Below are 24,401 nucleotides of genomic sequence, written 5' to 3'. Positions count from 1 at the left end.
TGGGGCTTACGGACGTGGCTGGTCACAGGTGCAAGTAGGACCCATCAAGTCTGGATAGCAGCGATAGCGGCCGAGCCCCCAATGGCAATGACCAAACACTCCGTCCAAGAAGCTTGAAAAGGGGACTTCGGTGGCGGTGTGCGCGAATGAGGTGCTTTGGCGTAGGTCGCCACCTTCCGTCTTGGCCGACAGTTCGCCTAAAGACCCAGAAGGTGAGCCCTCATATGACCGTAACCGAAACGGAAATTTCTTGACCTTTTGCCGCTTGCGGAAGCGAGGCGCGACGTACGGCCGGAACCGTACTAAATCATACCGATCTGGTGAGTACTACAGTCAAGGTGCTGCATTCCCTTAAGCAGCTTGAACCGCTCGAAGACCCCATGGCGGCGGAAGAAGACGCGACGTTCCCTGCGAGAATCGGGAAATGGAGTACGTCATCGGTCTGCTGAGCGTGATTGCTACGGTCGCCATACCTCTTTTCGTGCGACGGAGAGATCGACCCCGTCGTGAGGTGCGTTATGGCGTTGTCCAGGTCGTCCCCGGTATTCCGAGCCAAGGAGGTGTCCCCGTTACTCTTGGCTTGCAAATTTGGTCGAGTAGCCGGGCAGACATTCCGTCCGCAACCTTCGACCGCGGGCGGCCTATCGCTTTCCGGTTTTCAGCCCCGGTAGAACTCCTCCATGACGGTCTTGGCGATTGGGAACGCTCCGACCGAACTCCGCGCCTAGTCTCCCCAAGCGAGCTTCACATCGAGCCTCAAGTGATGCATCAAGACTTCTTCATCTCCCTTACTTTGAGAGCTTCGGAGCCGTTCTTTTTGCGGGTCGACAATCCCCTAATCGACGTGCGGGTAGTCCGAGACGTCAAGGTCGAGCGGCTAGCGCCTTCCCGTCAAGATCGGGGAATCCAGCAGTCTCGAGCTCGTGCGCGCGTCTCGGTCCTGGCAGTCGGAGTTTGGGCAGTCGCTGCATGTCTTCTCCTGATGGTGACCGGCTTCTTTTGGTTCCTGGCAGACCAAGAAGTCGGCGCCGGCATCACTACCGTTGGCGTCCTGCTCTTTCCTTTTGCAATCGTTCTACTGGTGAGTGCGGCTGTTCAGAAAATTGTCTCAAATCGCGAGACTTCTCGTCGTAACGAGCAGTCTCGCCTGCCAATCATGTGAGTAAGTAAGAGAGACTGCGTGCTTGCTCATCATGATTAGGTCCAGCACCGTCTCGCGCGGGTCTCAGCCGAGTCGCTCCTCATTCCTGTTGACGCTCGCGAGCGTCGTCGATGCCACGTTCTTTGGGAGTTCATGGATGGTCCACGCGAAGGGCTACATCTAGTTTGAGAGGGCCTTAGAGGCGGGCGCACGCCAGGCCTCCTCTGTTGGCCGTAGATGACTCAGCCCAGCGGGAAGACACCCTCGAACCTGCCCCAAGGGCATGGTCTCTACTTGGTCACACGCCGGCACCGCGCCGGCTTTTCCGAGAGGAGCCTCCTGTGGCCTGGAGCACACGCTAGCTGGGCGAGCTGGCCGGCACCACCGTCAAGTCGGTGCGGTATTACCACCAGCTCGGGCTGCTCGACGAGCCCGCACGGCTGGCCAACGGGTACAAGCAGTACAAGGTGCGGCACCTGGTGCGCCTCCTGCAGATCACCCGCCTGACCGACCTAGGCGTCCCGCTCGCTCAGATCGAATCCTTCCGCTCGTCCGTCGACGATCCCGCCGTCGCCCTCCGCACGATCGACGCCGAGTTCGCCGCCACCATCGAGCGGCTGCAACGCATTTGCGCCGAGTTGGCGGCGATCCTCGAGAACCGGACCAGCGCCTCCTTGCCTGCCGGGTTCGCCGCAGCGGGACGCGACCTCAGCGAAGCCGACCAGTCGCTGCTGCTGATCTGGTCGAAGGTGTTCGACGAACGTGCGATGGACGACCTGAAGCAGATGCTCATCGACTCGCCCAAGACGGCTGCCGACACCGAACTCGAAGAGCTCGCCGACGCCGACCGCGAGACGCGGCGACGGTTGCGCGAGCAGTACGCTCCCGTGCTGGCGGCGGTGACTCAGCGGTACGAGTGGTTGGTTGCCCCGTGCGAGCGGGCTGCGCGGGGTGCGGCGATCGCGCAGCAGACCGTGGCCGAGGCGGTCGCCGAGCTGTACAACGATGCTCAGCGCGAAGTGCTCTACCGGGCGTCACTGATCGGTGCCGGGAAGCTCGATGAGCTGGCCGCACTCGAGGCGGCACCCGATGGCGCCGACACGCCCGGCGGTGCCGAGGCGACCGGTGGCGAGGTGACCGGTGTCGGAGACGCGGGTTGCGGCTCAAGGCCGAGCCGCGCCTCCTCAGGTTCCGACTCGGAAGGAGGCCGGCGACGAGCGAAACGACACTCGCGCCCACACTGGCCGAGGACCTGCTGCTCGTGCTGTTCGACCGTCGGTCAAGATCGATCCACAGCGAGGGGTCTCCGCTGTTCCACGTCTGGGCCCGGCAGTGCTGACCGAGCTGGCGCGGGCCGGTGCGGTCGACATCGACCGGAAGACCACGCTGCGCGGTAGGCAGGTGCGGGTGACGTCCTCTGCGGCGCCGACCGACGAGCTGCTGCTCGGCACCTGGCAGCGGGTCGAGCGCAAGCCGACGGACGCCTATTCGCTCGTGCTCGAGATCATGCCTGCGTTGCGGGCGCTGACCCTCGACCGGCTGGTAGCGCGCGGTGCGCTGATCCGGGAGAAGACGACCAGCCTCGGCTTCATCCCCGGTACGCGGCTGCGCCTGGCCGAAGGGGCAGGAGGCGCGGGTCGGCGGGGCGAACTCGTCGCGTCGCTGAGGGGCGTCCTCGCAGAGGGTACTGAGCCGTCGGTGCGCACCGCAGCCCTCGCGGCGCTGGTGTCGGCGAGTGGGGCGCTGCCGGCGCTGCACCGAGACATCCCGTGGTCGGGCGACGTCTACACCCGCGGGCGCGAGCTGCAGCAGGGCAAGTGGGGCGCGCAGATCGCGGGGGACGCCATCGCGGTGGCGGCTGGGGTGATGCTCTCGACAGCGTTGTTCGTGACGGTCGGCCTGCCTGAGCTTCGGGACGACTGAGGTCGTTCTTCTTGCGGCGGTGTCGGACCGCGTCGTTGCTCCCTCTTCACCACGCCGGTATTCGGCGTGCCCTCGCATCTCAGAGACATCCATCGAAGGAGACCACCATGTCCATCGCGCTCACCCTCTCGGGCCCGTCGCGCCTGTCGGCCGCGGCCGCGGCGTCGGCGGCTGCGACCGATGCCTCGTCGGGCGACCCATTCGCCTGGCTGCAGGAGCTGGTGGGGCAGGTGCCCGAGCTCGCGCAGCCGCTGATCCTGGCGCTGGCGGGTGCGATCCCGTTTTTCGAAGGAGAGGGCGCCGCCGCGCTTGGCGTGCTGAGCGGGGTCAACCCGGTCGTCGCGGCGCTGGCGGCGATCGCGGGCCATGTGCTGTGCGTGGCCGCGGTGGTGTGGCTAAGGGCGTGGGTGCGGTCGGGGGTCGGGGAGCGACGCAGGAGGCGCGGGGTGGGTGGGGCGCCGGCTGGCGGGTCGGGTGCGGCTGGGTGTGAACCGGGTGCGGGTGAGGTCGTCGACGAGCGCGCGGGTGCGGCGTCCCGCGGTGCGGGTGCTGCTGCTGGTGCCGGCTTGAGTGCTGCCGGAATGCCCGTTGCGACACGGGTCGTGTTGCGTGACGGGGTGTCGGAGTCAAAGCCCGAGAGGAAGGGGCAACAGAGGCTCTAGCGTTGGCTCGTGAAGTTCGGCGTGCCCAGTGCGAGCCTGCTGGCACCGCTCGCACTGCCGACGATGTTCACCGCGGCGACCCTCGTCGGCACCGGGGTGTCAAGGAGCTGGGTGATTCTCTGGCAGGTCATCGCGATCGTGCTGTGGACGACGGTGGTGACGGTGGTTGCCACGGGGGTGTTGAGAGTTGTGGGTGGTTGAAGCCCGATCCAGGGTGACAAAGGGCGACGGATAAATCGCCTGCTCACCATTCCCCGCTTTCTTCCTGCTGGCGAATTGCGGCGCGCCAAGCTGAGACTATTTCTCTTATGCCGAAATCTGAGGTCGTAGCCCGGCTCCTTGGCGGAGACATGCTCGTGTGTACTGTCGCCACCAACAAGGGGCAATCCATCACGCTGACGGAGTCGTCCGACGGGCTCGAGCCGGTTGTCGAAGGGGCCGCAACTCTGGCAAGAAACAAGGCCCTGGTCGACAACGCCTGGGCTCATGCCAAGTTCACACGTCTCAAGGTGCAGCTTCCTTCCGAGGAGCAGCAGAAGGCCGCGGCGAAACGTGCCGAGGCTCATCGGGACATGGCGGAGTGGATCGCTGAGCTCACGGACGACCTGACGAGCGAGACCGAACACGCTTGGTGTTCCGACTGTTTCGCTCTTGCAGAACACGTCAAGACCGATCGACCGTTCAATCAGGTGCCAGCCTATCTCTGCAGCAATTGCGGTTCACCGACACTTCCCTGCGCCGGCCCCACCTGCGACAACATGGCGTCTCGCGGACGCGGACCTTTGACCATGCCGAGGTTCTGTGCCGAGCACCGGCACGAGATCTCTGGTTTCGAAAAGATCGATAACAAGATGGCGTCGCTGGGGGACTACGCAACTTTCCTCGAATACGACAAGGTCAAACTGAGCCGAGTCACGAAGATCATCGGTTTCAGCCTGGCTGGTGTTGCCTTGGCAGTACCTGCGACTCTTGTCGCTGCACCGGCTATCGGGGGTGCCATCGGCGTTCTCATCAGCGGCTACACCGGCGCCGCCGCGACCACTACCGGTCTCGCTTTCCTCGGGGGTGGCGCCATAGCTGCGGGCGGTCTCGGGATGGCGGGTGGGACTGTGGTGCTCACGGCCTTGGGCGGCGCGCTCGGAGGAGCGCTGAGCGCATCCGTCACCAACGCGTACGTCCAGGAGGACAAATCGTTCCATATCGAAATGCTTCAGGGAGGGACGGGCACTCCCGTCATCGTCTGCAACGGGTTCCTCTCCGAGACAGCGCGAGGTTGGGGCGAGTGGAAGAGCATCGTGACTGCCCGATACCCGGACTCCCCGGTCTATCGTGTGCACTGGGGCGCTCGTGAATTAAGGCACCTCGGACTCATGAGCGGGACCGGGGCAGCGAAGGTCATCGGTGGGGCAGCCCTCCAGCAGGCTGCTGCGAAAGCAGCTCGGGCCGCGGCCACGAAGATCGGACCGTTAGGTCCGTTGCTCGCCGTGGCCGACATCGTCAAGAACCCCTGGCACGTAGCGAAGAACCGAGCAGATAAAACTGGTGTCGTTCTTGCCGACTTGCTGGCTCGGACTGAGACCGAATCGTTAGTCCTCGTCGGCCACAGCCTGGGTGCCAGAGCCATGGTGGTCGCGGCGCAGGCGCTGGGGACCAAACCGGGTGGGCCTCGGGTCGAAGCGCTCCACCTGCTGGGCGTGGCGATCGGGGCCAAGGGCGACTGGTCTGGTCTTGCGGACGCGGTGGACAAGGGCGTCTACAACTACCACTCGACCGAGGATGGCATCCTCAAGTACGTTTACGCCGTCGCGCAAGCGGGAAAGACTGCCGCGGGACTCACGGGCTTCCGACCCGCACCTGAAAAAATCAACAACATCGACGTGACCGACACGGTCACTGCGCACTCCGGCTACCACGACAACGTCACGCTTCGATAGATGCGACCGGTCGACCCCCATGTCGCGCTCTTAGCGCAAGGGACAAGGTGGCGGGTGCGGGAGCCGCCCTCGGGCGATAGTTCTCAGGCCTAGAGGGGGCTATTGTCTTGCAGTGATGCGCCCCTGCCGACCGGTGACTCGCGGGCGTTGGTCGTTGTGGGCGTTCAGGCTGACAGTCTCGGTCGTGTAAATGTCGCGTCTTTTGCTGAGTTGTATGTCGTCAACCATCTGTGCCAGAAGCGAATCGTAGGCCTTGCGGTACGCGGCAAACCATTCTTCTGTGATCGCTTCGTCGTCCGACACGGTGAAGAACGAGTTCCAGGAATCTGCCCAGGGTGTCTGACTCTGTCTCTTCCAGGCCTGTCGCCGTCGGAAAGCACTCGTCCTCAGTCGTGCGTCATCGCCCCAATTGCCGTAGGTGGTGAACGTCAAATCCATCATGTTCTTGTACGCAGCGGCTGTTGCGGGGCTGAAGAGCGGAGCCGCTGTGTGGAAGGTCGTGTCGACATGGCGCTTTAAATGAATGACGTCTGCAGGCGAGTCATCACGCCAGGTGCCTATGAAAAGCATGTAGCACATGATGCGGTTCAAGCTGGGGGCCAAGGACTTGTAGTACTCGAGTCTCACTCTCGTCAGTTCTTCGCTACGAGATTGTCTTCTGCCGAGCATGAGCCCGACCAGGAGCACGACGGCCGGAACGATGGCTGCAGATACGGCGGTCAGGACCTCGGCCCAATTCGGTTCATTCATCGTTTGGACCTCGGGCCTGGCACGTGAAGGTCAATCACGCGTACGCCTTGACTGACTCGCGGATGGCCGAGGCATGTTCGTAGATGCCGTCGAGGGACTCGATGGCGTGCTTGGTCTCGATCTTCTCCGCATCGAAGACGCCGAGGTACTTCTGCTTCTTGCCGTTGAAGTGCAAGCGCGCGATCGGTTTGCGGTTGTTGTCGTCGAGCAGGACCGCGAAGTACGACTTCGCGTCGCGGTGCACGATGCGCTCGGGCTTGACCTCGCTGCAGGCGATCGCCTTGACGATCTGGTAGCCCTCGAGTTCTTCGAGGGTCGTCTCCGTCTCGGTGTCCCGATCGAGATCGGCCTCGACGACGGCCTCGCTGCTGACCGCACCCGAGGGCGCTTCGGCCGGCATCGAGGGGAAGTTGGGGGAGCCGAGCGCGGTCTTGAGGCGGTCGTTCACCTGATCGTTGAGGAACTGTTTTGAGGCCTTGACCACCAGCGGCGTGAACTGGTCGCGCACCTTCTGGGTGAACGAACCCTCGTAAACGCGGGTCGTGACGAACTTGATCCAATCGTCCGACGGCTCACGGAACTGGGCGGCGATTGCTCGCTTGAGCTGACCGACGTACTTCAGCTCTTCAGCAGCACTGATGACGGAGTCGAGGTCGAAGACGTCCTTCGTCAGCTTGCTGAGCTCTGGGAGGAGCGTCTCATCGATGTCGGACAGGTCGAGCACGAGGAACGGCTTGTCGTCCATGCGGTTCGGCTTGTCGAGGTCCGTGTAGAAGTGGTAGCTCTCGCCGTTCGTCAGCACGGCGATGCGGGCGTTCGTCACAGCGAAGTACCGGAAGAGCTGCGACGCGTGCTCGATGCGAAGCGGCTCGGTCGACTTCTTGCACTCGATCAGGATCTGGACCTCGCCGTCACGCATGATCGCGTAGTCAATCTTCTCGCCCTTCTTCACGCCGACGTCGGCCGTGAACTCAGGCACCACCTCGAGAGGATTAAAGACGTCATAGCCGAGGATCGTCGAGATAAACGGCATGATGAACGCGTTCTTCGTCGCCTCTTCCGTCTGGATGGCCTCGCGCTGGTTCTTGACCTTCAGTGCAAGTGCGGCAAGCCGCTCGGCAAACTCCATCATTGTCCCCTTTGTGACGGTTTCTCAAGAGACTAGATGACACGAAAAGGCAAGCGGACCACGTTTGTCTGCTGGCTGCCCCCAATTCGGGTACCGAGCGGCGGCGACCCGCGGACGGGAAGATGCGCCGCGCGACTGCTTGGGGGAAGACAACTACCCGGCTTAGGGCGGGTCGCCATATTTCCCTCGACCCGTAGACCACGTAGACCCGTGGACCCGTGGACCCTTAGACCCGTGGACCCGTCCGCGCGCTTACGTCGTAGTGAGCGGCGTCGATAGCTGACGCAAGTAGCGAGCGCTGAAGATAGGAGATACACATGCGATTAATTCGTCAGGTTCACCGCGATGCTGTCACGTGGGAGGACTTCATGCCCAAGAGGGGAAATGGCGGTGTTCCACAACACGAAGAAGTCGATCATTTTCGACGAGCGATCAAGGGAAACGATGAACTTCGTCAGAAGGTCATGGGCGAGTTGCGGGAACTTGCGGAGCTCCGAGCCACATACGAATTTGCTCTCCTCACCGCGACCCTGGCCTTGTATGCCGTCATGGCAAGTCTTGTCATCCGCCCCCTTGATGCCCTCGAGGGAGAATCCTGGTATACGGCATTTGCCACCGTCGTGCTCGGAATGGCTGGGGCAGGGATGGCGGCGTTCCTCTTCCTCTCCATTCGCGCCTCCCTCGTACTCTCAAAGGCCCGACATGCTTCGTCCTACCTCCAGGCCTATAGCGAGGTGCTTAGCCGCCCAAGGACAGCGACGCGACCTCGGTGGCTTCAATCACATGAGTTGCCGTGGTGATCTAGGGGGCTAAACGTCCGATGGGGTCTCCACGCTTGAAAGGTGTCATCGTCGTTAGATTGCGAGGTGCCCGGCGATCATCTCGAACGTGTGCTCTTGATGGGCGACTCGGCGTTGTCGCTCGACCGGGTCGGGGTGGAAGAGTGCCTGCCGCCCCGGGTGAATCGTGGCGTGAACTGACAAACGTTGATCGAGGAGGGGCTCGAACGCAACGGCCCGCCGCCAGGCTTTCTCCGCATCCCGGCCCTGGAGGAGCACGACATCGACGTCGGGTGTGAGCTCCAAGAGCTCGAGCAAGACCAGCGCTCCAGCCTTTGACTGCGCCGCGTTAGGCGCCGCGTTGATGTACCAGGGATATGCGTTCCACGGCAAGACGACCTTTGCAGGGATGCCGAAACGATCGAAGAGACGTGCCATACGCTCGGCAGTCGGGTCGTCGTTCTCGACACTGATGAATCCCGAGCCGACACCGAGCTGAGTAGCCGGGCCGGGGTCCCGCAAGACGCTGATCACTCGAGCATCGACGCCACCGTGGTGTGGCGGAACGTAGGGCGCCCAGCCACGCCCATCACGATCGCGGATGGAGTCCACGAACGCATTGATCGGGGCCACGTGGGGTGCAGTGAAGGCTCGTGCGGTCTGGTCGGCGTGAAACGCGGGATCGGCCATTTGTCGGGGCATGCCGTGAACCTACTAAGCCGCCGTCCGTTAGCGCGGACACCCGCGCCTCCTTGGGTTTGCGCCATTTGGTGAACTGAGTGAACCGAGGCGTCAGGCCCGCGGGTGGTACGCCGTCGCGACGGCGCCAGAGGCGAGGTCGTGGCGGGCGGTCGGGGTGAGGTCGAGGGGGTGGGGGAGGCCGGCGAGCAGGTAGGGGCCATGGCCGGCGACCCAGGGGTAGACGGTGAACTCGTACTCGTCGACCAGGCCCCAGCCGACGACGTCGGTGGCGAAGGTGGAACCTCCGAGGCGGAGCGGGCCCCCGGGACGGCTCTTCAGCTCGCGCACCGCCTCGCGCAGGTCTCCGCCGAGCAGCTCGGCGTTCCAATCGACGCTCTCGAGCGTCGTCGACGCCACGTACTTCGGGATCTCGTGGATGGTCCGCGCGAAGGGCTGCATCCAGTCGGGGAACGCGTCGGAGGCGGGCGGACGCCAGGACTGCTCCATCAGCTCGTAGGTGACCCGGCCCAGCAGCAGACCGTCGGCCTGGGCGAGAGCCTCCGCGGCGAGCTGGTGGATCTCGGCATCCGGCCGGCCCTCACGGTGGTCGATGCAGCCGTCGAGCGTGACGTTGATGGAGTACGTGAGCGTCCTCATGCCGGGGAGGCTAGCTGTGCGACGCAGGCGCCACCAGAGGCGCGGGTGCTACCGCCCGTCAGCCCAGTGCGTCGGCCGGGCGAAGCCCTCGGGCAGGCGCGTCGCCGCATCGCCCCGGGCGCTGTTCACCTGCATCTGCGTCAGGTAGATCGCCCCCGACAGGTCCGCCCCACCGAGGTCGGCGTCGCGCAGATCGACACCGAGCAGGTCGCAGCGGTCGAGGTCGGCCCCGCGCAAGTCCGCCGCGATCGCGATGCTGCCGCGGAGGGTCCGCCCGCTCAGATCCGCCCCGGCCAGGGCCGCACCCATCAGATCGCTCCCCGGCTCGAGCGCCTGCCCCTTGCCCCTCGACCGCCGAGGAGGCGCGGGCACGGACGCCCGGGCCACCTCACTCGCCTGCACCAACAACGCGCGCGCCGCGTCGTACTCGGCGTCGACGTCGAGGGCGGCCAGCTGGTCGGGGGTGCCGTCGGTGAGGTGCCGGACGCGCTCGAAGGCTGCGAGCCACGGGGCCGGGTCGGGGGTGGTTGCTCGGGTACGGCCCTGTTGGGCCGCGGCGGCGTGTGCGCGCTCGCGCTCGATCAGGGTGATCGCCTCGTCGAGGTGCCAGAGCAGCTCGTGCAGCCTCCGCACGAGCGGGAACGTCGAGAACATCGCCTCACGCGTCGCGGGGTCGTCACGCCACGATCGCCCGGCGAACGTCCGCCGGCTGACCTTCTGCCCCGCCCCGAAACAGTCGAACACCGTGCAGCCCTTGAACCCACGCTCACGCAACTGCGGGTGGATGCGGCAGCCGTCGTGCTCGTCGAGGTTCATACAGGGGTCGCCAGCCGGCTTGTCGAACGGGAAGTCCGCGCTCTTCGTGAACGCCAGCGCGACGCAGCACAGGCCGAAGCAGTTCGCACAGTCGGCTCCGAGGTCGGCGCGGCGGCCCAGCTCGATCCGTGTGCGGGTGCTCATCGCGTCAACGCTAACGGGCGCGGCGGGCTGGGGCGATCGAACAGGGGTCGATCACTTGTCCCACACCGGGGCCGCAGAGAGACCCCGAGCCGCTCGCTCATCGGTGACGAGGTCGGTGATGAGTGCGGTCTTGGCGGCTGTGTAGGCGCGTCCGTCGTCGAGGCCGGCCAGCGCCTCCTTCAGGGTCGCGTAGCGCTGTCGCGCGACCGGGTCGCGCAGCAGGCGGTCGCGGAACAGCCGCTGGTGGCAGGCATCCCACTGGTCGGGGCGGAAGACGTGGAGGATGTGCGTGCGTCGTGGTCCGTCCCGCCGGACGTAGACCGCGTGGGTCTTCGGGCCCGCTGCGTGTCGTTCGTAGCCGAGGTCGATCAAGGCGGCGCCCAGGACGAACGGGTCGGTGCCGGGAGACGTCCGGGCGGCGACGTCGATGATCGGCTTCGAGAGGAGGCCGGGGACGGCCGTGCTTCCGATGTGCTCGAGAGCGTCGACCCGGGTGCCGAGGGCGGTCGCCAGGCGCTCGGCCTCTCGGCGGTAGTCGTCGGCCCAGGCGGGGGAGTGCGGCTGCAGATCGACCATCGGGGCGATCGTACGGGGTGTCGCTCTCGGCGGCGCGGGGTCGAGTGGTCCCGGATCGTCGCTCGCGCGGAGGGGAAGGACGATTCGGGACCACTCGATGACCGGTGGGGCGGGCGTGGGCCGACCCGCGCCTCCTAGGGGGTCGTCGGGCGGAGGTCGGCGAGGGGGCGCGACCAGGCGACCTCGCGGGCGAGCTGGCCGGAGGCGCGGAAGAGCCGCACCTGGTGCGTGTCGGGGAGGGCCGCGGCGAGGGCGTCGCGGTCGGCGGGGGTGAAGCCGAGCGTCTGCCAGAACGGTCCGGAGCGGCGGGAGAAGAGCCAGACGTGGCGGGCTCCGTGCGCGGCGGCGTCGGTGAGGGCGTGGCGGGCGAGGCGGGAGCCCGCGCCGCGGGTGCGGACGGTGGGGGCGACGGCGACGCTGCGGATCAGGGCGTGCTCGCCGTCGGCGCTGAGCTCGTAGCCGGTGCTGCCGACGACCGTGCCGGTGGCGTCACGGTCGACCCAGAGCCGGAGGCGCGGCGTGGGGGAGACGAGACCGGCGAGGGTGAGGTCGGCGGCGGCGAGGAAGGCGCGGAGGTCGGCTCGGGCGTCGGCGTCGGCGTCGGCGTCGGTCGGGGCGATGCGGACGAGGGGCATGGGGCCATTCTTCCTGGGGCTCGTCGCGCTCGTCGCGCTCGTCGCGCTCGTCGGGCTCGCCGGGCTCGCCCGGTTCGAGTCTGCCCGGGTGGGCCCGGCAGGCTTGAGTGGGCAGAAAGTGTCCTTCGGGGGCGGCGGAAGGACACTTTCTGCCCACTCGATGCCGCCAGGGCCGACCGCGGCGGATACGAACGGGCCGCGCGGGGGAGTTGCGTCCGGAGGCGCCGACCTAGCCTGGAGGGATGCTCGTCGTCGTTCCGCTCATCGTGTTCGCCGGGTGCGCCGTCGTCTTCTGGACGACGCTCGCCGCCGCACGGGGACGGCTCGGGGTGAACCACCTCGCCGGCATCCGGTTCCGGCACGTGATGGCGTCGCCCGAGGCGTGGCAGGCCGGGCACCGGGCAGCACTCGTGCCGGTGACGGTGGGGTGCGCGCTCGCCGTGGGGTCGATCGTGGTGCCGCTCCTCATGGGCCCGTCGGAGGACGCGATAGCCATCTGGGCGATCGGGAGCATGGTGGCGCTGCTGTTCGGCACGCTCGTCGGGGCGTGGCGGGCGGATGAGGCGGCAACGGACGTGCTCGGTTCGCCGTAGGCGCTCGTGATCCGGTGCCGCTGCTGGTGATCGGGTCGTCGAGTGGTCAGAAAGTGTCCTTCCCGCGAGGCGGAAGGACGTTTTCTGACCACTCGATCGAGCCTGCCGACCCGGGGCGCGAGCTGGCCTCCCAACGGGGGCTCGTCTGCACATCACGTGTCGCCCTACCGTGTGGGCAAGGGGGAAGACATGAGCGAGACCGTGGTGCGCGGAAGCGTGGCGATGACGTTGAAGGCCCGGCGGCCGGCCTACTCGGTGATGCAGGAGTGCCTACGCGTCCAGGCCGAGGCGCCCGCACTGACCCGGCGGCAGCGCCTCTTCGGTCACTCGCCCCTGAGCGCCGGCGCCCAGAGTTGGTACCAGGGCGCCCTCGGTGAGATCGAGGTCGCGCGCGTGCTCGCCGAGCTCGGGCCCGAGTGGACCGTCCTGCACTCCGTCCCGGTCGGCTCGGGCGAGTCCGACATCGACCACGTCGTCATCGGACCGACGGGCGTCTTCACCGTCAACACCAAGCACCACGCCGGCAAGAAGGTCTGGGTCGGCGGCGGCTTGGTGACGGTCGGCGGACACCGGACCGACCACTCTCGCAACTCCCTTCACGAGGCGGCCCGCGCCTCCCGGTTGATGTCGAGGGCGGCCGACTTCGAGATCGTCGTCACGCCCGTCATCGTGCTCGTGGGCGAGGCCTCGCTGTCAGTCGGCAAGAGGGCGCCGACGGTCTCGGTGGTCGTCGCTGCACACCTGCGGAAGTGGCTGATGAACGGGCCGCGGGTGCACTCACCCGAGGCGCTGGCGTACCTGACCATGGTCGCCGAAGAACGCGGCACCTGGCACACGGAGGCGCTGGTGCTGACGGACACGCTCCGTCACGAACACCGCTTCGAACGCCTGCGCCGCGACATCGACGACGCGGCCCGACGTCGACGGCAGTGGCGTGTGGGCACGGCGCTCGGCATTCTCGGGGCGAGCGGGGGAGTCGCCATCGCGGTGGTGGCGACGGTCACGAGCACGGTCGTCTCGACCTTCGGGTAGGTGCCCTGCGCCGTGGGCCCTGAGCCGCGGGCCCTGAGGCCTCGGCCCAGAGACGGCAAGGCCGCTCGTGGTGATCCGGTACGTACCGGATCACCGCACGAGCGACGACACCACGCGGGCGGCCGCCGCGGTCACGGCGGCAAGAGCTGCAGCGATCAGTGCGAACGCCGACCAGACGGCGAGGTCGGCGTGCTGCAGGTGCAGGCCGACGAGGAACGCGGCGAGCGCGACCACGGCGACGGCTGCCCAGACCGCCAGAGCGCGGGCACTCCACCGGCGCGCCCGGGTCGTCGTTCCGCCCGATGCCGACCAGGCCACTGCGAGAGCGGCCACGGTGAGCAATGCCGGGACGAGGGCGACGAGGTTGATCACGGGAATCCGATCAGGAGGCGCGGGTCGGTCGCCTCGCGACGGCCCACCGCACCAGCACGACCAGTGCCAGCACGAGGGCTGTCGCCAGGACGACGAGTCCGAAGGTCCCGAGCACGGCGGCCGCGGTTCGACGGATGGTCAGCCAGTCGACGGGGGGCTCGGTCGAATACCGGACGCTGCCCGTCGGGCCGAACGGCGTCCAGACGAGCAGCACGGCCACGCTGTAGGCCACGGCACCGACGATCGCGGCGACGATGGCCAGACGGCCGAGGCGGGGAGTGGTCGGGGTGGCCATGCGCACAGACTAGGGCGCGGCACGGAGCCGGACGGAGTCCTGCTTCGAGGGTCACCTCGGTCACCCCGGTCGTCCGGCCCGAGCGAGGACCCCGAGTGGGCAGAAGATGCTGCTCGGGGGCTCGGGCCGAGCACCTTCTGCCCACTCGCGCGAGCACCGGGGTGACAGACGCGGGCGAACCGACCCGCGCCTCCTTCTCAGACGTCGATGCCGAAGAGGTGGGCGGCGTTGCCGCAGGCGAAGGCGTCGCGGTCGGCGTCCGTCGCGAACTCGCCGAGGAAAGCCTGCACCTCGTCGCCCGTCGGGTGCTGGAACGGGTAGTCCGTCGAGAAGAGCAGCCGGTCGATCGTCGTCACCTCGAGCGCGTGCCTCAGCAGCGCCGGCTCGAACATGCCCGACGCCGTGATGTGCACGTTCTGCCGCACGTACTCGCTCACCGTGCGATCGAGGCCCGCCAGCCCCGACAGCCCGTCGGCCCGGCTTAACCAGAACAGCAACAGCTCTCCCCAGTGCCCCAACACGATCTGCAGCTCGGGGTGCCGGTCGAACGCCCCGCTCGCGATCAACCGCAACGCCGCCGTCGCCGCCTCGAGGTGCCAGCCCCACGCGAACGTCGACAGGGCCAGCCCCGTCAGGTCGCCGAGGCCTCCGTACTGGGCCGCGCGCACTTCCTTCGTCGGGATCTGCGGGTGGATGAAAAGCGGCCTGCCGAGCCGAGCCGCCGTCGAGAACAGGTCGTCGTACCGCGGATCGTCGAGGGGCACGTCACCGGTCCGGCCGTAGACCATCGCCCCCACGAAACCGGCTGCGGACGCCCTCTCGAACTCTCCCGACACCGCCTGCGGGTCGGCCATCGGCAGGGTCGCCAACGCCAGGAGGCGCGTGGGATGCCGCGACACGGCCTCCGCCGCGAGGTCGTTCAGGTCTCGAGCGAGCCGACGCGCGTCGGCCGCCGGCAACGGCCCGTTCGCCGGGGGAGCCACCGACAACACCTGCACGTCGATGCCCTGCTCGTCCATTGCGGCGATCCGCCCGTCTCCGACGTCCTCGAGCCGGGTCAAGTGGTCACCCCGCTCGTTGAACGCGAGGCTGTCGTCCCGCAGCTCGGGTGGCAGCGACTCAAGCGCGGCCTTCAGCTCGGGGGTGGTCCAGTGCTCTTCGATGCCGATCAGGGACATGGGTGGCTCCGTTCGCGAGGACGGTTCGGTGGGTAGGCCGTCGCGAGCGCCAGTCAACGCCCGGGCGGGCCGGGGTGCCCCGGCGGACCGGTCGAGTGGTCCGAGAACGTCGTTCGTGGGGCGGGGAGGGACGTTTTGGGACCACCCGACCGAGACGGGGGGGCGAACCCGAGGAGGCGCGGGGCGCGTCGGCGGGGCGCGCCCGTGTAACGAGTGGGTGAAGACTGCAGCCCGTGCACGCTGCCGCACGAGCACGCCCGCATCCGCGGCGGGGCGCGGAGAACGGGGGCTGCGGGGGAGCGCGGAGCCGCGCCTCCGGGGCTCCGGCGAGCTGGCCGCCGCCGCGAACCTCCCTTATCGTTCACCCGAACGATAAACGGAAGGCCATCCCCGCATGACACCGATCGTCCCCGAACACCGACACGCGCTCCGCCCGGCGCGAGCCGCCGACGGCAGCGCAGGCCCGAGCCGCGCAGACCGCAGCGCCGACCGCAGCGCGGGCCCGAGCCGCCGCACCGTCCTCGCCGGCGCCGCAGGGCTCGCCGGCCTCGGTCTGCTCACCCTCGCCGGCTGCACCCCCGCCCGCAGCACCCCGACCATCCCCGAGGCCGCCGCCACCGGCACCCCGCGCCGCGGCGGACGCCTGCGCATCGCACGCCCGGCCGCCTCGGCCGCCGAGACCCTCGACTCCGCCAGCTCGCTCTCGGCCTACGAGTACCTCGGCGCCCTCTACAACCGGCTCGTCAAGCTCGACGACGCCGGCGTCACCGTGCCCGACCTCGCCGACGACTGGTCCGCGAACGCCGACGGCACGAGCTGGACCTTCCGCCTGCGCGAGGGCGTCCGCTTCCACGACGGCCGCCGCTTCACCGCCGCCGACGCCATCTACTCGATCGAGCACATCCTCGACCCCGACACCGCCTCGCCCCAGGGCGAGGTGCTCGCCGCCATGATCGGCCCCGGCGGCATGACCGCCGTCGACCCGCTCACCCTGCGCTTCGACCTGCTGACGCCGAACGCCGAGTTCCCCTCGCTGCTCACCGCGTACCAGTGCTACATCGTCCCCGAGGGCAGCGCCGACCCCAGCCAGGGCGGCGGCATCGGACGCACCGGCATCGGCACCGGCCCGTTCCGCCTGTCGAGCTTCGAGCCCGCGGGCACCGGCAGCGTCGAGGCCTTCGAGGACCACTTCGCCGGCCGCCCGGTGCTCGACGGCATCGACTTCTTCTCGATCCAGGACACCACCGCCCGCGTCAACGCCCTGCTCGCCGGCCAGATCGACCTGATCAGCCAGACCAACCTCGACTTCGCCACCGCCCAGGTCGTCAGCGCCTCGTCCGGCGCCACCGTCGCCCGCGCCCCCGACGCCCAGTGGTACACGATCCCGATGCTCGCCACGAGCGCCGAGTTCAGCGACCCGCTCGTCCGCCAGGCCATGAAGCTCGCCTACGACCCGCAGGCCATCGTCGCCACCGCCCTGCAGGGCACCGGTTCGCCCGGCTGGGACAACCCCGTGCCTCCGTCGCAGGCCGTCTGGCTCGACGACCAACGCACCTACGACCCCGACCAGGCCCGGGCCCTGCTCAAACAGGCCGGCCGCGAGGGGCTGAAGACCGAGATCTACACGTCCAGCTACGAGTCGGTCTTCACCCCGATGGCGGTCGCCTACCGCGACGCCGTCCGCGACGCGGGCATCGACCTGACCGTCCGCAACGCCTCGTCCGACTCGTACTACACGCAGATCTGGATGCAGAAGCCGCTCATGGTCAGCTACTGGTTCACCGGTCGCCCGATCGACCAGCTGCTCAACCAGATCTTCCGCACCGGCTCGTCGTACAACGAGAGCGCCTGGTCGAACCCGACCTTCGACGGCCTGCTCGACGACGCCCGCGCCGAGATGGACGACACTCGCCGCATGACGCTCTACCAGGACGCCCAGCGCATAGTCGTCGAGGACTCCGCCGACATGACCCCGATGTTCGGCGACCGCCTCGTCGGCCTGTCACGCGACGTCCTCAACTACCGCGAGTTCGGCTTCGAGTTCGACTACCTGCAGATCGGACTCCGCGCATGAGCCCCACACCGACCGGCGGCGGCACGAACGGCCGCGGCACGAACGACCCCCGCGCGAACGACGGCGGCGTCACCCGGCCCACCCCGCCGAGCGCGACCTCCGCCGAGGCCCGCGGACGGGCGGCCACGCGCGCCCTCGAGAAGGAACTCGGCGACGACGGCGCGACCCGCACCTCCTCATCCGGCGGCCGAGGCGCCAGCGGCCGGGGCGCCGGTGGCCCGCACACCACGTCCCCGGTCGCCGCGACCCTGATCGTCGTCGCCCGCCGCGTCGGCACCGCCCTGCTCACCGTGCTGCTCGCCTCGTTCTTCGTGTTCTTCGCGGTGCAGGCCCTGCCCGGCGACGTCGCGCAGCAACTGCTCGGTCAGGACGCCACCCCCGACGCCGTCGCCGCCCTGCGCGAGACGCTCGGCCTCGACCAGAACGTCTGGGTGCGCTACGGCCAGTGGCTGGCCGGCGCGGCGCACGGCGACTTCGGCGTCTCGCTCGTCAGCGGCCTGCCGGTCGGCCCCGACCTGCTGATCGCGTTCCGCAACAGCATGCTGATCGCGCTGCCCGCCATGATCGTCGGCGTCACCCTGTCGCTGACCCTCGGCGTCATCGCCGGCGTCCGCCGCGGCCGCCCGAGCGACCACGCGATCTCGCTGATCAGCCTGGTCGTCATGAGCGTGCCCGAGTTCATGGTCGCCACCGTGCTCGTGCTGCTGTTCGCCATCGCGCTGCCGATCTTCCCGGCGGTCGTGCTGCGCGGCCAGGACGCGACGGTCGCCGAACTGCTGCCGAGCATCTGGCTGCCCGTCATCGTGCTGACCCTCGCCATGGCCGCGTACATCGTGCGGACGGCGCGCTCGTCGACGATCGACGTGATGGCGAGCGAGTTCGTCACGACGGCCGAGCTCAAGGGCCTGTCGACGCGCCAGGTGGTCTGGCGCCACGCCGTGCCGAGCGCCCTGCTGCCGACGCTCAACGTCGTCGCGCTGAACGTCGCCTGGCTGCTCGGCGGCGTCGTGGTCGTCGAGAACGTCTTCAACTACCCGGGCATGGGCAAGCTCATGCTCGAGTCCGTCTTCAACCGCGACCTGCCGACGATCCAGGCGATCGCCGTCGTCAGCGCCCTCGTCTACGTGGTGTGCAACCTCGCCGCCGACCTCATCGCGCTCGCCCTCGACCCGAGGCTGCGCACCCGACGGAAGGCCCGCTCATGAGCCCCGCACGCGACCGGACCGATCACCGCAGCACCGGCCACGGCAGCACCGAGGAGGCGCGGGTCGCCACGACCGCGGACCCCGCCACCCCGGGCACGCAGGTCGGCGGCCCGGCATCGGCCGGCCCCGAGGCCGCGGGCGGCTGGCCGAGGCGACTGCGCGCGAGCGCGACGTCCCTCACCAGCAGCCTCAGCGCCTCCTCGGCCCTGAGCATCGGGCTCGGCCTGATCGCCCTGCACGTCCTGCTGGCGCTGCTCGCCCCGGTGCTGACCGGCCACGACCCGGTCGCCACCGACTCGGGAGCCGCCCTGACCGGCACCAGCTGGGCCCACTGGCTCGGCACCGACCAGTACGGCCGCGACATCCTGTCGCGCACGCTGAACGGCGGCCGGTACGCGCTCGTCGTCACCTTCCTCGCCACGACGATCGCGGTCGGCATCGGCACCGTGCTCGGTTGCGTCACCGCCTACGCCGACAACTGGTTCGACGAGGTCGTCATGCGCATCGTCGACGCGCTGCTCAGCGTGCCGTCGATCCTGGCGCTGCTCGTCGTCGTGACCGTGTTCGACTCGGGCCTCTGGGTGATCGTGCTCGCCGTCACCGTGATCTACGCGCCGGCCGTGACCCGCGTCGTCCGCGGTGCCGCCCGCACCGTGATCACGCAGGACTACGTGACCGCCGCCCGTGCCCGCGGCGAGAAGCCGCTGAGCATCGTGTTCCGCGATATCGTGCCCAACGTCACCGACGTGGTGCTCGTCGAGTACGCGATGCGCGCCTCCTGGATCGTGTTGCTCATCTCGACCCTGTCGTTCCTCGGGTTCGGCGCCAACCCGCCGACGCCCGACTGGGGGCTCATGGTGCAGGAGAACCGCACCGCCCTCACCGTCGTCCCGTGGGGCACGCTCGCCCCCGTCGTCGCCCTCGCCACGCTCGTCATCGGGCTCAACCTCAGCGCGGACGGACTCAGCAAGTCGCTGGGCGTCGACCGCGCACAGAAGGGGGCGGTCTCGTGAACGAGCCCCTCACCACCACCGGTACCACCACCGGCACCGCCACCACCGCAGTAGGCGCGGGTCGCCCCGTCGACGTCGCCCCCGATCCCGTCGTCCGCGTCGACGACCTCTCGATCTCGTACGCCGCCGGTCGCCGCGAGGTGCCGGTCGTGCGGGGCGTGAGCTTCGACGTCGCGGCCGGACGCGCGCTCGGCCTGGTCGGCGAGAGCGGCAGCGGCAAGTCCACCGTCGCCCGCACCCTGCTCGCGCACCTGCGGCGCGGGTCGCGGGTCGTGTCGGGCAGCGTCCGCGTCGCCGGGGACGACGTCTTCGCCCTCGACGAGCGGGCGCGACGGGCCCTGCGCGGTGGCACGGCGGCCCTGGTCGCCCAGAACGCCGGGCAGGCGCTCACCCCGTCGATGCGCGTCGGACGGCAGCTGCGCGAGGCGCTCGAGAGCCACGGCCTGCCCGGAGGCGACGACCGCGTGCTCGAACTCGTGCGCCACGTCCGCTTGCCCGACCCCGAGACGATCGTGCGGCGCTACCCGCACCAGCTGTCGGGTGGGCAACAGCAGCGCGTCGCCATCGCCATGGCCATCGCGGCCCGGCCGAAGCTGCTCGTGCTCGACGAGCCGACCACCGCCCTGGACGTCGTCACGCAGTCGGCCGTGCTCGAACTGATCCGCGACCTGGCGGTCGAGCTCGGCATGGCGATCGTGCTGGTCAGCCACGACCTCGGCGTCGTCTCGACCATGGCCGACGAGATCGCCGTGATGCACGAGGGCCGGATCGTCGAGCACGCGCCGACCGCGTCGCTCTTCGCGGACCCGCAGCACGAGTACACCCGCGAACTGCTCGCGAGCATCCCGCGCGTGCACGCCGACGCCACCGCACCGCGGTCCGTGGACGGCACCGCGACCGGTCACGGTGTGCAGCACGAGACGCGGCGCGACGAGGCCGACGACCCCGCCGCACCCGCAGGAGGCGCGGCGCCGGACCCGAGGACGGCACCCGCCGCGGGGTCGGTCGTCACGGCGAGCGACCTCGTCGTCCGGTACGGGCGCGGCCTGCCCGCCGCGGTCGACGGCGTCTCGTTCACCATCGGCCGCCGCGAGACCCTCGCCGTCGTGGGGGAGTCCGGCAGCGGCAAGTCCACGCTCGCCACGGCCCTCGCCGGGCTGATCCCCGCCGAGTCGGGTCGGTTCGCCTTCCACGGAGCCGACGGGGTCGAGAGCGACCTGACGCGGCCTGTCGCCGGGCGCACAGCGACGCTGCGCCGGTCGATCCAGCTGATCTTCCAGAACGCCGACACGTCGCTCAACCCCCGCCGCACCGTCGGCGCCGCGATCGCCCGGCCGCTGAAGCTCTTCACGGGCGAGTCGAGCCCCGAGCGCGTGGCCGAGCTGCTCGTCGAGGTCGGCCTGCCGCCCGAGTTCGCCTCACGCCTGCCGGCGCAGCTCTCGGGCGGCCAGCGTCAGCGCGTCGGCATCGCCCGGGCGCTCGCCGCCGGACCCGAGCTGATCATCGCCGACGAGATCACGACGGCGCTCGACGTCCGCGTGCAGGCCGGCGTGCTCGACCTGCTCGCGGGGCTCCGCGACGAGAAGGGGCTCAGCTGCCTCTTCATCAGCCACGACCTCGCGGTCGTCCGCGGCGTCGCCGACCGGGTCGCCGTCATGACCGGTGGCCGCATCGTCGAGGTGGGCCCGACCGAGCGTGTCTTCCAGGGGCCGAACCACCCGTACACGCGCACCCTGCTCGACGCCACCCTCGACCCGGGCACGACCGAGCTGCCCGACGTGGGCGACGCCCGGCCCCGCTGGCGGGACGCCGACGGCTGGGACGACCACGGCGACGGACACCACGTGAAGCGCTGGGAGGCGATGTGAGCACGAGCGGCACGACCGGCACGGCACCCGGGGGAGACGCGCGGGGGGACGGCGAGCGCGACCCGCGCCTCCTCGGCGACCCGCGCCTCCTGCAGGAGCCGGCCCGGGCCGGGGCGGGCCGCACCCTGGGCGCCCCGCGACCCGACCTCGCCGAGACCCGGCGGCCGGCGTCCGACCGGCCGCGGGGCAGCGGCCCGCTCGAGGTGCAGGTACGGGACGAGTGGGTGCCGATGCCCGACGGGACGCGGTTGCACGCCCGCATCTGGGCCCCGGTGGTCGACGAGCCCGTGCCGGTGCTGCTCGAGTACCTGCCCTACCGGCTCGACGACTGGACGGCTCCGCGCGACAGCGAGCGTCACCCCTGGTACGCCGCGCACGGCTACGCGTCGGTGCGGGTCGACATCCGCGGCACGGGGTCGAGCGACGGCCTGTTCGACGACGAGTACTCGGTGCAGGAGCTCGACGACGGCATCGCGCTGATCGAGTGGCTCGCCGCGCAACCCTGGTCGACGGGAGCCGTCGGGGCGTTCGGCATCTCGTGGGGCGGGTTCAACGCGCTGCAACTGGCCGGGCGGGCCCCGTCGGCGCTCAAGGCGATCGTCACCGTCTGCTCGACCGACGACCGGTACGACAACGACGTGCACTACACGGGCGGCGCCGTGCTCGGCATCGACATGGCGTCGTGGGGCGGCACGATGTTCGCCTTCAACTCACGCCCGCCGCGACCCGAGGTCGTCGGGGCCGACTGGGTCGCCCGCTGGCGCGAACGCCTCGAGCACAACCGACCGATGACGACGACCTGGCTCTCGCACCAGGAACGCGACGACTACTGGCGCCACGGCAGCGTCTGCGAGGACTACTCGTCGATCACGGCGGCCGTCCTCGCCGTGGGGGGCTGGGCCGACCCGTACCGCGACGCCGTGCTGCGGCTGGTCGAGAACGTCGACGCGCCGGTCAAGGGCATCATCGGGCCGTGGTCGCACCAGTACCCCGACCGCGGGCTGGCCCCCGGCCCGGGCATCGGGTTCTTGCAGGAGACCCTGCGCTGGTGGGACCGCTGGCTGCTCGACTGCCCCAACGGCGTCGACGCCGAGCCCGCGCTGCGCGCCTGGATCAACGACTCCGAGCCGCCGGCGACGTACTACGCCGAGCGGACCGGGCGGTGGATCGCCGCCTCGACCTGGCCGTCGCCCTCGACCGAGGCGCGCATCGTGCCGCTGGACTCGCTGCGCGGCGGGGCGGACGGCCGAGTCGTGGTGCGCTCGCCGCAGAGCACCGGGCTCGACGCGGGGCGGTTCTTCCCGTTCGGCAACGCGACCGATCTGCCGCCCGACCAGCGCGCCGAGGACGGCCGCTCGGTCTGCTTCGACCTGCCGGTCGACGCCACGCTCGACGTGCTGGGCAGCGTCGTGGCCGACCTCGCCCTGACGAGCGACGTGCCCGACGGCACCGTGATCGTGCGCCTGTGCGACGTCGCCCCCGACGGCTCGTCGACGCTCGTCACCCGCGGCGTGCTCAACCTCAACAAGCGGAACGGACGAGACCGCGCGGACGACCCGATGGAGGCGCGGGTCGAGCAGGTCGTGCGGGTCGCCCTGGTCTCGACCGGGCACTCCTTCCCGGACGGCCACCGCCTCCGGATCGCCGTGTCGAGCGCCTACTGGCCGTGGGTCTGGCCGCACCCGGTCGAGACGACCCTCACGCTCGACCCCACGCGCAGCAGCGTGACGCTGCCGGTGTGGACGCGGGGGCCCGGCGACGGGTCGGCGGAGCACCCGGTCGACGACGGCGTTACGTTCGAGGCTCCCGAGCGGGCCGAGCCCCTCGCCATCCGCGCCCTGCCACCCACCTCGGACCTGCCGCAGCGCAGCGTCTCGCACGACGTCGGCACGGGTGAGTGGGTGCTCGACGTCGACCCCGGCTACGGCGGTGGGCGCGAGTACCCCGACGGCCTGGTCTTCACCGAGGACAGCCGCGAGACCTACCGCATCGTCGACGGCGACCCGCTGTCGGCGTCGGCCGAGTCGCGCTGGGCGATCGGGCTCGAGAAGCCGACCTGGAAGGCCTGGCTCGAGACGACGTCCCGCGTGACGGCGTCGGCGGAGGCGTTCCGCGTCGAGAACACCGTGCGCGCCTGGGCCCGGGACGGCGGGCCCGAGGCCGAGACGGTGCTCGTCGCCGACCGGACCTTCGACGAGCTCGTGCCGCGGACGTCGGCGTGAGCGGCGCGGCCAACGGCGGCGCGGGCGGCGGCGCAGGCGGCCCGGGCACCGGCGGTGCGGCCACCGGCGGTGCGGGCGTGCGACAGAAGCCGGTCGTCCGGCGGGCATCGATCGTCGAGGCCGCCCGCGAGGTGATCGTCCGCGAGGGCATGGGCGCGACCCGTCTGCGCGACATCGCCGCCGCGGCCGGGGTCTCGGTCGGCACCGTGACATACCACTTCGACGGTGTCGCCGAGATCCTCAACGAGGTCGTCGTCCTCGAGACGGCACGGTTCTACTCGTCGATCATCGAGGCGGTCGACGCCGAATCCGACCCGGTCGTCGGGGTGCGGATGCTCGTCGAGCCCCTGTTCGCCGACACCGACGCGACCGACGAGCACTGGCGGCTCTGGTCGGACTACTGGACGGCCGTGGCACGCAAGCCCGCGGTCGCCGCCGAGTACGTCGAGCGCATCCGCGTGTGGGAGGCCTGCCTGACCCGCACCCTGCGGCGCGGGGTCGAGCAGGGGCGCTTCGCGACGGCCGACCCGTCGGCGCTCGCCCTCAAGCTCGCGGCCTACAGCGACGGCCTCGCGACCCAGCTCGCCCAGAAGGCCCCCGGTTTGACGTCCGCCCTCGCGCTCGACTGGATGTGGACGCTGCTGGAGAACGAGACCAGGGCGTCCTTCCGGGGCTGACCCGCGCCTCCTCGTCCGGAAACGGGCGGGTCCGGCGGAGCCGGG

Annotated in this window: 25 protein-coding genes; 15 read left to right on the top strand and 10 right to left on the bottom strand. The window is 69.4% G+C overall.

Translation table 11 applies throughout. The annotated features are described in order from the left end of the window. Positions 1–424: 424 nt before the first annotated feature. The 6 genes from IFT88_RS16075 (at position 425) to IFT88_RS16055 (ending at position 5,660) form a co-directional block, all read left to right on the top strand. A complete protein-coding gene (locus IFT88_RS16075) occupies positions 425–1,162 on the top strand; it encodes a hypothetical protein (protein WP_192121799.1) in 738 nt (245 codons plus the stop codon). 374 nt (positions 1,163–1,536) lie between these two features. Further along, positions 1,537–2,538, top strand: coding sequence for a MerR family transcriptional regulator (locus tag IFT88_RS16070; RefSeq protein WP_199859336.1), 1,002 nt, complete (start codon positions 1,537–1,539; stop codon positions 2,536–2,538). Further along, positions 2,474–3,064, top strand: coding sequence for a GPP34 family phosphoprotein (locus IFT88_RS16065; protein WP_192121797.1), 591 nt, complete (start codon positions 2,474–2,476; stop codon positions 3,062–3,064). The genes IFT88_RS16070 and IFT88_RS16065 overlap by 65 nt, the downstream gene beginning before the upstream one ends. A gap of 107 nt (positions 3,065–3,171) precedes the next feature. Further along, positions 3,172–3,726, top strand: coding sequence for a hypothetical protein (locus tag IFT88_RS17295; RefSeq protein WP_249409103.1), 555 nt, complete (start codon positions 3,172–3,174; stop codon positions 3,724–3,726). 9 nt (positions 3,727–3,735) lie between these two features. Next, positions 3,736–3,927 (top strand): hypothetical protein, encoded by a 192-nt coding sequence (locus IFT88_RS17290; protein WP_249409102.1) that lies wholly within the window; start codon positions 3,736–3,738, stop codon positions 3,925–3,927. Positions 3,928–4,034: 107 nt separating this feature from the next. Beyond that, the gene (locus tag IFT88_RS16055; RefSeq protein WP_192121795.1) at positions 4,035–5,660 is read left to right on the top strand and encodes a DUF726 domain-containing protein; all 1,626 of its coding nucleotides are present in this window, start codon (positions 4,035–4,037) and stop codon (positions 5,658–5,660) included. 99 nt (positions 5,661–5,759) lie between these two features. On the opposite strand, the gene IFT88_RS16050 is transcribed toward IFT88_RS16055, so the two are convergent. Then, positions 5,760–6,410, bottom strand: a complete 651-nt coding sequence (locus IFT88_RS16050; protein WP_192121793.1) for a hypothetical protein — start codon at positions 6,408–6,410, stop codon at positions 5,760–5,762. 34 nt (positions 6,411–6,444) lie between these two features. Further along, positions 6,445–7,539 (bottom strand): type I restriction endonuclease, encoded by a 1,095-nt coding sequence (locus tag IFT88_RS16045; RefSeq protein WP_192121856.1) that lies wholly within the window; start codon positions 7,537–7,539, stop codon positions 6,445–6,447. A 317-nt stretch (positions 7,540–7,856) separates the two neighbouring features. On the opposite strand from IFT88_RS16045, the gene IFT88_RS16040 reads away from it, so the two are divergent. Continuing rightward, positions 7,857–8,339, top strand: a complete 483-nt coding sequence (locus IFT88_RS16040) for a hypothetical protein (RefSeq protein ID WP_192121791.1) — start codon at positions 7,857–7,859, stop codon at positions 8,337–8,339. 54 nt (positions 8,340–8,393) lie between these two features. Here IFT88_RS16040 and IFT88_RS16035 read toward each other — a convergent pair whose 3' ends face one another. The 5 genes from IFT88_RS16035 to IFT88_RS16015 form a co-directional block, all read right to left on the bottom strand. Next, positions 8,394–9,020 (bottom strand): uracil-DNA glycosylase, encoded by a 627-nt coding sequence (locus tag IFT88_RS16035; protein ID WP_199859335.1) that lies wholly within the window; start codon positions 9,018–9,020, stop codon positions 8,394–8,396. A gap of 90 nt (positions 9,021–9,110) precedes the next feature. Further along, the gene (locus IFT88_RS16030; protein WP_192121789.1) at positions 9,111–9,656 is read right to left on the bottom strand and encodes a dihydrofolate reductase family protein; all 546 of its coding nucleotides are present in this window, start codon (positions 9,654–9,656) and stop codon (positions 9,111–9,113) included. A 48-nt stretch (positions 9,657–9,704) separates the two neighbouring features. After that, complete coding sequence (locus tag IFT88_RS16025; RefSeq protein WP_192121787.1) at positions 9,705–10,616, bottom strand: pentapeptide repeat-containing protein; 912 nt, start codon at positions 10,614–10,616, stop codon at positions 9,705–9,707. A 51-nt stretch (positions 10,617–10,667) separates the two neighbouring features. After that, positions 10,668–11,192: a GrpB family protein gene (locus IFT88_RS16020; protein WP_192121785.1), complete on the bottom strand. Its 525-nt coding sequence runs from the start codon at positions 11,190–11,192 to the stop codon at positions 10,668–10,670. A 134-nt stretch (positions 11,193–11,326) separates the two neighbouring features. Continuing rightward, entirely contained in the window at positions 11,327–11,827 is a 501-nt protein-coding gene (locus IFT88_RS16015; protein WP_192121783.1) for a GNAT family N-acetyltransferase, read from the bottom strand. 242 nt (positions 11,828–12,069) lie between these two features. On the opposite strand from IFT88_RS16015, the gene IFT88_RS16010 reads away from it, so the two are divergent. Next, positions 12,070–12,420 (top strand): SdpI family protein, encoded by a 351-nt coding sequence (locus IFT88_RS16010; RefSeq protein WP_192121781.1) that lies wholly within the window; start codon positions 12,070–12,072, stop codon positions 12,418–12,420. Positions 12,421–12,609: 189 nt separating this feature from the next. Continuing rightward, positions 12,610–13,452 carry a nuclease-related domain-containing protein gene (locus IFT88_RS16005; RefSeq protein ID WP_192121779.1) on the top strand — a complete coding sequence of 281 codons (843 nt, stop codon included), beginning with the start codon at positions 12,610–12,612 and terminating at the stop codon, positions 13,450–13,452. 90 nt (positions 13,453–13,542) lie between these two features. On the opposite strand, the gene IFT88_RS16000 is transcribed toward IFT88_RS16005, so the two are convergent. The 3 genes from IFT88_RS16000 to IFT88_RS15990 form a co-directional block, all read right to left on the bottom strand. Then, positions 13,543–13,824, bottom strand: a complete 282-nt coding sequence (locus IFT88_RS16000) for a hypothetical protein (RefSeq protein ID WP_192121776.1) — start codon at positions 13,822–13,824, stop codon at positions 13,543–13,545. A 10-nt stretch (positions 13,825–13,834) separates the two neighbouring features. Further along, complete coding sequence (locus IFT88_RS15995; protein WP_192121774.1) at positions 13,835–14,119, bottom strand: hypothetical protein; 285 nt, start codon at positions 14,117–14,119, stop codon at positions 13,835–13,837. Between the two features lie 197 nt (positions 14,120–14,316). After that, on the bottom strand, positions 14,317–15,297 hold the full coding sequence (locus IFT88_RS15990; protein ID WP_192121771.1) for an amidohydrolase family protein: 981 nt from the start codon (positions 15,295–15,297) through the stop codon (positions 14,317–14,319). A 394-nt stretch (positions 15,298–15,691) separates the two neighbouring features. Here IFT88_RS15990 and IFT88_RS15985 point away from each other — a divergent pair, with 394 nt between their 5' ends. Genes IFT88_RS15985 through IFT88_RS15960 form a run of 6 tightly spaced genes read left to right on the top strand, consistent with a single transcriptional unit; the run spans position 15,692 to position 24,356 of the window. Then, entirely contained in the window at positions 15,692–17,371 is a 1,680-nt protein-coding gene (locus IFT88_RS15985) for an ABC transporter substrate-binding protein (RefSeq protein WP_192121769.1), read from the top strand. Beyond that, a complete protein-coding gene (locus tag IFT88_RS15980) occupies positions 17,368–18,576 on the top strand; it encodes an ABC transporter permease (protein ID WP_249409101.1) in 1,209 nt (402 codons plus the stop codon). Before IFT88_RS15985 ends, IFT88_RS15980 begins: the two co-directional genes overlap by 4 nt. Next, complete coding sequence (locus tag IFT88_RS15975; RefSeq protein ID WP_249409100.1) at positions 18,573–19,589, top strand: ABC transporter permease; 1,017 nt, start codon at positions 18,573–18,575, stop codon at positions 19,587–19,589. The genes IFT88_RS15980 and IFT88_RS15975 overlap by 4 nt, the downstream gene beginning before the upstream one ends. Continuing rightward, a complete protein-coding gene (locus IFT88_RS17745; protein ID WP_192121767.1) occupies positions 19,586–21,457 on the top strand; it encodes a dipeptide ABC transporter ATP-binding protein in 1,872 nt (623 codons plus the stop codon). The genes IFT88_RS15975 and IFT88_RS17745 overlap by 4 nt, the downstream gene beginning before the upstream one ends. Further along, entirely contained in the window at positions 21,454–23,679 is a 2,226-nt protein-coding gene (locus IFT88_RS15965) for a CocE/NonD family hydrolase (protein WP_342212184.1), read from the top strand. The genes IFT88_RS17745 and IFT88_RS15965 overlap by 4 nt, the downstream gene beginning before the upstream one ends. Continuing rightward, entirely contained in the window at positions 23,676–24,356 is a 681-nt protein-coding gene (locus tag IFT88_RS15960; RefSeq protein ID WP_342212183.1) for a TetR/AcrR family transcriptional regulator, read from the top strand. The genes IFT88_RS15965 and IFT88_RS15960 overlap by 4 nt, the downstream gene beginning before the upstream one ends. Positions 24,357–24,401 lie beyond the last annotated feature (45 nt).

It is taken from the genome of Frigoribacterium sp. CFBP 8751, from assembly GCF_014841545.1.
Classification (GTDB): Bacteria; Actinomycetota; Actinomycetes; order Actinomycetales; family Microbacteriaceae; genus Frigoribacterium.
Note: the sequence above shows the minus strand (reverse complement) of the source record. Positions and strands in the feature narration are given on the sequence as shown.